Source organism: Exiguobacterium sp. SH31, from assembly GCF_001816105.1.
Taxonomy (GTDB): domain Bacteria; phylum Bacillota; class Bacilli; order Exiguobacteriales; family Exiguobacteriaceae; genus Exiguobacterium; species Exiguobacterium aurantiacum_A.
The window spans coordinates 36,253-43,425 of record NZ_LYTG01000013.1 but is presented as its reverse complement, the minus strand read 5'-3'; the positions used below and the strand labels follow the sequence as shown (position 1 = coordinate 43,425).

Annotated in this window: 7 protein-coding genes and 1 pseudogene; 5 read left to right on the top strand and 3 right to left on the bottom strand. The window is 53.8% G+C overall.

What is annotated here, in order from left to right:
* Positions 1 to 75 precede the first annotated feature (75 nt).
* Both A6395_RS02355 and A6395_RS02350 read right to left on the bottom strand, forming a co-directional pair.
* Positions 76 to 489 carry an SA1362 family protein gene (locus A6395_RS02355; protein ID WP_071397717.1) on the bottom strand — a complete coding sequence of 138 codons (414 nt, stop codon included), beginning with the start codon at positions 487 to 489 and terminating at the stop codon, positions 76 to 78.
* A 16-nt stretch (positions 490 to 505) separates the two neighbouring features.
* The gene (locus A6395_RS02350; RefSeq protein ID WP_071397716.1) at positions 506 to 1,447 is read right to left on the bottom strand and encodes a DUF1385 domain-containing protein; all 942 of its coding nucleotides are present in this window, start codon (positions 1,445 to 1,447) and stop codon (positions 506 to 508) included.
* A 141-nt stretch (positions 1,448 to 1,588) separates the two neighbouring features.
* Between A6395_RS02350 and aroQ the strand changes: the two genes are divergently transcribed.
* The 5 genes from aroQ (at position 1,589) to accC (ending at position 5,598) form a co-directional block, all read left to right on the top strand.
* On the top strand, positions 1,589 to 2,026 hold the full coding sequence (aroQ, locus tag A6395_RS02345; RefSeq protein WP_070327052.1) for a type II 3-dehydroquinate dehydratase: 438 nt from the start codon (positions 1,589 to 1,591) through the stop codon (positions 2,024 to 2,026).
* A complete protein-coding gene (locus tag A6395_RS02340; RefSeq protein ID WP_071397721.1) occupies positions 2,022 to 3,089 on the top strand; it encodes a M24 family metallopeptidase in 1,068 nt (355 codons plus the stop codon). Before aroQ ends, A6395_RS02340 begins: the two co-directional genes overlap by 5 nt.
* Before the next feature lie 30 nt (positions 3,090 to 3,119).
* Complete coding sequence (efp, locus tag A6395_RS02335) at positions 3,120 to 3,686, top strand: elongation factor P (RefSeq protein WP_070327053.1); 567 nt, start codon at positions 3,120 to 3,122, stop codon at positions 3,684 to 3,686.
* 114 nt (positions 3,687 to 3,800) lie between these two features.
* Entirely contained in the window at positions 3,801 to 4,247 is a 447-nt protein-coding gene (gene accB / locus A6395_RS02330; protein ID WP_071397715.1) for an acetyl-CoA carboxylase biotin carboxyl carrier protein, read from the top strand.
* 7 nt (positions 4,248 to 4,254) lie between these two features.
* Positions 4,255 to 5,598 carry an acetyl-CoA carboxylase biotin carboxylase subunit gene (gene accC / locus A6395_RS02325; RefSeq protein WP_071397714.1) on the top strand — a complete coding sequence of 448 codons (1,344 nt, stop codon included), beginning with the start codon at positions 4,255 to 4,257 and terminating at the stop codon, positions 5,596 to 5,598.
* 281 nt (positions 5,599 to 5,879) lie between these two features.
* Here the strand turns inward: accC and A6395_RS02320 are convergent.
* Positions 5,880 to 6,995, bottom strand: a pseudogene (locus A6395_RS02320) (RNA-guided endonuclease InsQ/TnpB family protein).
* Positions 6,996 to 7,173 lie beyond the last annotated feature (178 nt).

Sequence of the window (7,173 nt, the reverse complement as noted above, 5' to 3'; positions counted from 1 at the left end):
GGAACAATACCGCAACTTACCGTATATCGGATTTGTCGAGACAGACTAAAAGGAGCGCCTCGAGAGGCGCTCCTTTTACATGTTCGCTTTCTTTTTCTTCTTGCCCTTTTTCCCTTCGATGACGGTCAGGTGAGGGGCGTCGCTGCGATGGACGCTCGTGCGCTTCGACAGTTTGGTCACGTTCGAGCCTGATTTGGTGTTCTTTTTCTTAGCGGCCGCTGCGGAAGGTTTGACTTTTTGGCCATTGCCCGGTCGCGCCATCCGTTTTTTCGACGCTTGTGCGGTCTTCCGGTAACGCACGTCCTCGGCCGAAATTTTAGGAGCCATGAAGACCCGGTAAATCACGTAAAAGATTAACCCGAAAATACCGATGAAGAGTAGCTGTCTGAACAATCGACCAGGATCGGTCGCTAACGTATGTCCGACTCCGATGAAGCCTAAGATGAACACGATGGTCGCCGCGGTCGAGCCGATTCTTTGTCTGATCATGGTGTTTTCCTCCTCTTTATCCCTCTCTTTGGACGTCCGGTTGACCGAGTTCGGAACGTTCCCACGTCTCGAACGCTTCGATGGCGACGCGAATCTGTTCGTCGTTCGGTTCTCGCGTCGTTAATAGTTGCAATGAAAGTCCTGGTTTACCGAGCACGGATAAAAACCGATGCTCCCGGAAGCGATTGGTGAATTGAAGCACCTCGAACGAGATGCCGATGACGACCGGCAACAGCGCGATCCGGCTGACGAGCCGGACCCAAAGTGGGTCGATCGGGACGACCATATAGACGCCGATGCCGACAAAAACGGTGAACAGGATGAAGCTTGAACCACACCGATAGTGGAGGCGTGAGCTTGAACGGACGTTATCAACGGTGATCGGTCGTCCGGATTCGTAGCAGTTGATAACTTTATGCTCGGCGCCATGATATTGGAAGACGCGTCTGATGAGCGGGGTCAATGAAATCAAGTATAGGTAGCTGAGCAGTAATACTAGTTTAATTCCCCCTTCGAGCAGGTTTTGAATCACGTGACCGGACAGTGCGGGCACGTTTTGGAACATAGCGGCAAGGAGCGCCGGGGTGACGTTGAAGATCAATTTTCCGAAGATGTAAGAAATGACACCGACGATGGCGATCATGATGACCATGAGGATGTTTTGCTTCTGCTCTGGTTTCTCCGTGACGTCTTCGCTCGGGTCGACGTCATAGCGATCGCTCGCGAAGTTCATGTGGGCCGATCCGTTCTTTAACGACTCGTATAAAGCGACGATGCCGCGAAGGAACGGGACTTTTTTCAACGATTGGACCCACGGGACGAGGAGTCGAGGCTGTTTGAACGTCTCGATCGATCCGTCTTTACGCCGGATGGCCGAGGCGCTCTCGGTGCGTCCTTGGAACATGACGCCTTCGACGAGTGCTTGACCGCCGACGGGGATCAACTTTTTATTTTTCATAGGTTCTCCTCGATTCTGACAAGTATATAGTTGAATTATAACGTGATTCGATCGAAAAACGAAACCTCAGGTGACGCGATTATCGCTCGTCGCATAAATTTGTTACAATAAGAAAGACTTGACGAATGAGGGGGAAGGCTTGTGCATATACTTGTCTTGAACGGACCGAATTTGAACTTGCTAGGTAGACGGGAACCGGATGTGTACGGGGATGTCTCGCTGAAAGGCTTGACGGCAGAACTGTTGCTCGAAGCACCGGGAGATGTTCGTCTCACGTTCATCCAGTCCAATCATGAAGGTGAGCTGATCGATGCGTTGCATGAGGCGTATGATTACGCGGGCGTCATCTTGAACGCCGGGGCGTATACGCATACGTCGATTGCATTGCGGGACGCGATTGCCGCTATTTCAGCCCCGGTCGTCGAAGTACATATCTCGAACGTGCATGCCCGTGAGTCGTTTCGTCACGAATCGAAACTTGCCGGTGTCTGCCTCGGCGTCATCAGCGGCTTCGGATTGACGAGCTATACGCTCGCGTTGCATGCACTCATCGAACATTGGAGGAATCGACATGATTGAACGCGTCAACAAGCTACAAGCTCAGTTAGAAATGAACGGGATCGATGGATTGCTCGTGACGAAACGAGAGAACATTCGTTACTTGTCTGGGTTTACCGGGTCGAGTGGGGTCATTTTGATCACAGCGAAGGCGGCGAGTTTCATCACGGACTTCCGCTATACCGAGCAGGCAGCTAGCCAAGTAACCGGTTATGACATCATCGAGCTCGAAACATCGCTCATCAATTCGGTGTCTGACATCGCGAGCCGAGAAGGGGTGAAGCGTCTCGGGATCGAACAAGATGACATGACGGTCGGGACGTATCGGACTTATGAAAAAGAGGTAGCGGCTGAACTGGTCGAGACGTCAGGAATCGTGGAAAAGCTGCGCTTGATTAAGGACGAGGCAGAGATTAAGATAATGAAGGAAGCTGCGGCGATTGCTGATGCGGCGTTTGCCCACATCCAGACGTTCATTCGCCCGGGACGCACTGAGAAAGAAGTCGCCAATGAGTTGGAGATGTTCATGCGCGGCCAAGGTGCGGATTCGTCTTCATTCGATATGATCGTCGCTTCTGGTCATCGTTCGGCATTGCCGCACGGTGTGGCCAGTGACAAAGTCATCGAAGCCGGTGAACTCGTGACGCTCGACTTTGGAGCGTACTACAAAGGGTACTGTTCGGATATTACGCGCACGCTCGCAGTCGGCGAGATCTCAGACAAATTGCGCGAAATTTATGACACGGTGTTACGTGCCCAACTGGCAGGCGTGGAAGGGACTCGGGCCGGCATCACTGGCATCGAGGCTGACGCGTTGACGCGTGACGTCATCAAAGAAGCCGGGTACGGCGAGTACTTCGGCCACTCAACCGGTCACGGACTCGGAATGGAAGTACATGAGGCGCCAGGGTTGTCATTCCGGTCTGACACGGTGCTCGAACCTGGGATGGTCGTCACAATCGAGCCAGGGATCTACATCGCCGGCATCGGTGGCTGCCGCATCGAAGATGATGTCGTCATCACGAAGGATGGAAATGTCCGTCTCACGCAGTCGCCAAAAGAGTTAATCACGATCGAGGCTTGAGTCTCAGCTCATTTTTAGGAGGAAATCAATATGGTATCAGTAAACGATTTAAAGACAGGATTAACAGTCAAAACATCAGATGGTTCGATTTGGCAAGTCATCGAGTTCCAACACGTCAAACCAGGTAAAGGCGCAGCGTTCGTTCGTACAAAAATGCGCAACTTACGTTCTGGTGCGATTCAAGAGACGACGTTCCGGGGCGGCGAGCGGGTCGAACGCGCTCACATCGAACGTAAAAAAATGCAGTATTTGTATCCGATGGGCGACACGTACGTCTTCATGGATACGGAGTCATATGAGCAGCTCGAATTGACGGGCGAGCAAGTGAAAGCGGCGCTTCCGTTCATGCTCGAGAACATGGAAGTGAGCATCGCTGATTATAACGGTGAGATCCTCGGGATCGAGCTTCCGACGACGGTCGTCTTGACGATCACAGAAGCTGACCCAGGTGTTAAAGGGGATACGGCGTCGAACGTCAAAAAGAACGCTACGGTCGAGACAGGCCATATCATTCAAGTCCCGCTCTTCATCGAGCCAGGTGAAAAAGTAACGGTCGACACACGTACCGGCGACTTCATGGGACGTTATAACGGGTAATACGAGCAGTGTCCATTCAAACGAATGGGCACTTTTTTTGTCGTTGCATTCACTGGTCTGACCAGTTATAGTAGAGTAGAGATTAGTACCAGGTATAAATAGGGGGTTTATTTCATGCAAATCGATCATATTAAAGAGCTGATTGAACTGCTCGACCAGACGTCTATCCATGAGATGGAGCTCGAGACGTCCGAGTTCAAACTGTCATTAAAAAAAGAAACGGCGCAGCAAATCGTCGCGAGCACACCGCTTGCTCAACCGAGTACTGCTCCGTTATCTGTACCAGCCGTAGAAGAGAGCGAAGCGCCTCAAGCGGAAGTGAGCAACTTACGTACCATCACATCTCCGATGGTCGGAACGTTTTATTCACGCCCGGCCCCGGATAAAGACACATACGTCAAAGTAGGCGACCGTGTCGAGATGGGTCAGGTCGTCTGTATATTAGAAGCGATGAAACTGTTCAACGATGTCGAGGCCGAAATCAGCGGGGAAGTCGTTGAAATCCTCGTCGCCGACGGCGATCTAGTCGAATATGGCCAAGCGCTCTTTAGCGTGAAGTGAGGGTGCTATGAAATTACTCATTGCAAACCGCGGCGAGATCGCGGTACGAATCATTCGGGCAGCCAAAGAAATGAATATCCCGACAGTCGCCGTCTTTTCGGAGGCAGATCGTGAGGCGTTGCACGTTCGTCTCGCGGACGAGGCGTATTGTATCGGACCGAACCCGTCGAAAGACTCTTATTTGAATATCCCGAACATCTTGTCGGTCGCTTGTGCGGTCGATGCGACGATGATCCATCCTGGGTATGGATTTTTGGCAGAAAATGCCGAGTTCGCCGAGATGAGCGAAGCGTGCGGGATCCAGTTCGTCGGTCCGAGCAGCTATGCGATTCGGAAGATGGGCATTAAAGATGAAGCGAAGCGGACGATGATCGAGTCAGGTGTGCCTGTCGTCCCGGGATCGAGCGGTGTCGTGACGGACGATGAGGCGATTGAACTCGCCCGAGAAATCGGTTATCCGGTCATCATCAAGGCGACGGCCGGAGGCGGCGGACGCGGGATTCGTGTCGCTTTCGACGAAGAAGAGCTCATCAAAGGACTCGTCGCGACCCGTAAAGAAGCGAAGCAAGCCTTTGGGAACGGTGACGTCTATTTAGAGAAATATATCGAATCGTTCCGTCACGTCGAGGTGCAAGTGCTCGCTGACCAGTACGGGAACGTCATTCATTTAGGAGAACGAGACTGCACGATCCAACGCCGGATGCAGAAACTGATCGAGGAGGCCCCGTCGCCTGCGATCGACGAGGCGACGCGTCAAGCGATGGGAGAAGCGGCCGTCAAAGCGGCGAAAGCGATCCAATATTCGGGCGCCGGGACGATCGAGTTTATTTATGTCCCTGAATCGAACGAGTTTTACTTTATGGAAATGAACACGCGAATCCAAGTCGAGCATCCGGTCACGGAGATGATCACCGGCTTTGATCTCGTCCAAGCGCAACTTGAAGTCGCGCTCGGGCATCCGCTCGCCATCTCACAGGCCGATATCGTCTTTAGCGGTCATTCGATCGAATGCCGCATTAACGCCGAAGACCCGTTCACCGACTTCCGTCCGATGGCCGGCAAGATCGATCAATATATCGTTCCAGGAGGAATGGGGGTACGGGTCGACAGCGGCTTATACGCAGGTGCCGTCATCCCGCCGTTCTATGACTCGATGGTGGCGAAGTTGATCGTCCACGCCCCTACTCGCGAGGAAGCGATTGCGAAGATGCTCCGTGCCCTTGACGAGTTCACGGTGTCGGGTATTCATACGACGATTCCGTTCCATCAACAAGTCATGGCGCACGAACATTTCCGTAACGGTGCGTTCGACACGAAATTTGTCGAAAAAGAAATGATACTGACGAAATGAGTCGAACGAGGAAGCCCGAACATTATTTCGGGCTTCCTTGTTTTTTGTACTGAATTTGTGAGTGCTTTATGCTAAACTATCACAGTCAACAACCCGCCACTTAACGCCTTGACGGTCCGTTTGAGGTGGGGGCTTGCGTCCATCGAGGACTCGACGGCGCCTCTACCCTCGTAGAGTACGGTTACGCTCGTTCCTGCCCGGTAGTGCGGACGGCGCTCATGCGCCTCCTACCTTCGCGTGGCGGAACATCGGGACGGTTGACCTCGCCCCTTCCATGGGGGTCATGCTCCCGTGGCACCTGTACCGATGTGTTCGATGCCTTTCCGATGCAGGTTCATCGCGCCGACGCGGTCATCATTCGATCGGTACCGGCAGTTCTTGCATTGGAACGTGTGCAGCTTCTTGTCCCGGTTCGCCTTCTCGGTGTGCCCGCATGTCGGACAGGTCTGGGAGGTGTGTCTCGGGTCGACGACGATCACCTTCTGACCGTTCAGTGCGGCCTTGTACTCGAGCATGCGACGGAACTGGTAGAACGCCCACGACACGGAGACGTAGCGGTTTCTCGCCCGCACCTTCTCTGTGGCGGCATGGATGCCGGTCAGGTCCTCCAACACGAACAGCGTGCCCCTCGGGTATCGGTCGACGAGTGCCTTCGTGACCTGATGGTTCACATCGGTCACATAACGGTTTTCTCTCGAGCCGAGCTGTCTCAGCCGCTTGCGGGCCGATGGGGTCTGCCGTCGTTGGAGCTGTTCGCGGGTGGCTTTAAACGTGCCTCGCTTGTGCTTCACCATTCTTCCGTCGTAGAAGGTGGTCTCGCCCTGGCTGTCGTACGTGACCGCCAGGAAGTTGATGCCGAGGTCCACACCGACGATGTTTGTGACGCAAGCGTCGTCGAGTTCGGGGAACGTCTTCGTCACGGGGATGTGTAGGAACCATTTCTCGTGTTTGTGCACCAGTTTGGCTGTGCCGAACCGCCACGTTCCGTTGAAGTACTGCCTCATGCCCTTACGCGCATAGTCCAGCTTGATCCGTCCGTCCAGCGTGTTCACGCTGAACCGGTCCTGGGTGAGCGAGTAGTCGCGGTTCCAGACGAGGTCGTATTCGGGACGCTTGAACTCCACACGGGACCACGCGTGCCCGTTCGACTTCGCCGACTTGTACCGAACGATCACCGTCTTCATGACCGACTGGGCCATCTGGCTCTTCAGGCCGAACCGTTGCCGGAGCTCGGCATAGTGCGAGTCGTTGAGGCTCGCCTGGTTCAGGTCCCTCGTCTCGAAGACGTGTCCCGACAGCTAGTCACAAGCCGACCGGTATGCGTCCATCGTTGCCCTCAGGATAGCCGCTTGAGGGGGCGGGACGAAGAGTTGGACCTTCGCAGTGATGGTGGACATTGGGTTCACCGCCTTTCACTAGAGATAATATTTTTTTCCCGTAGAGAACAGTTTACAAACGAACAACCGGAGAGGATGGGCAAGAGATGAGGCCGGTATCGATAGCGACGTTGTCTGCCAAAACGGACATGCGTGATTCAGTCCCGGCGGCAATTTCTCCCCCACTTATCGTCGGGCT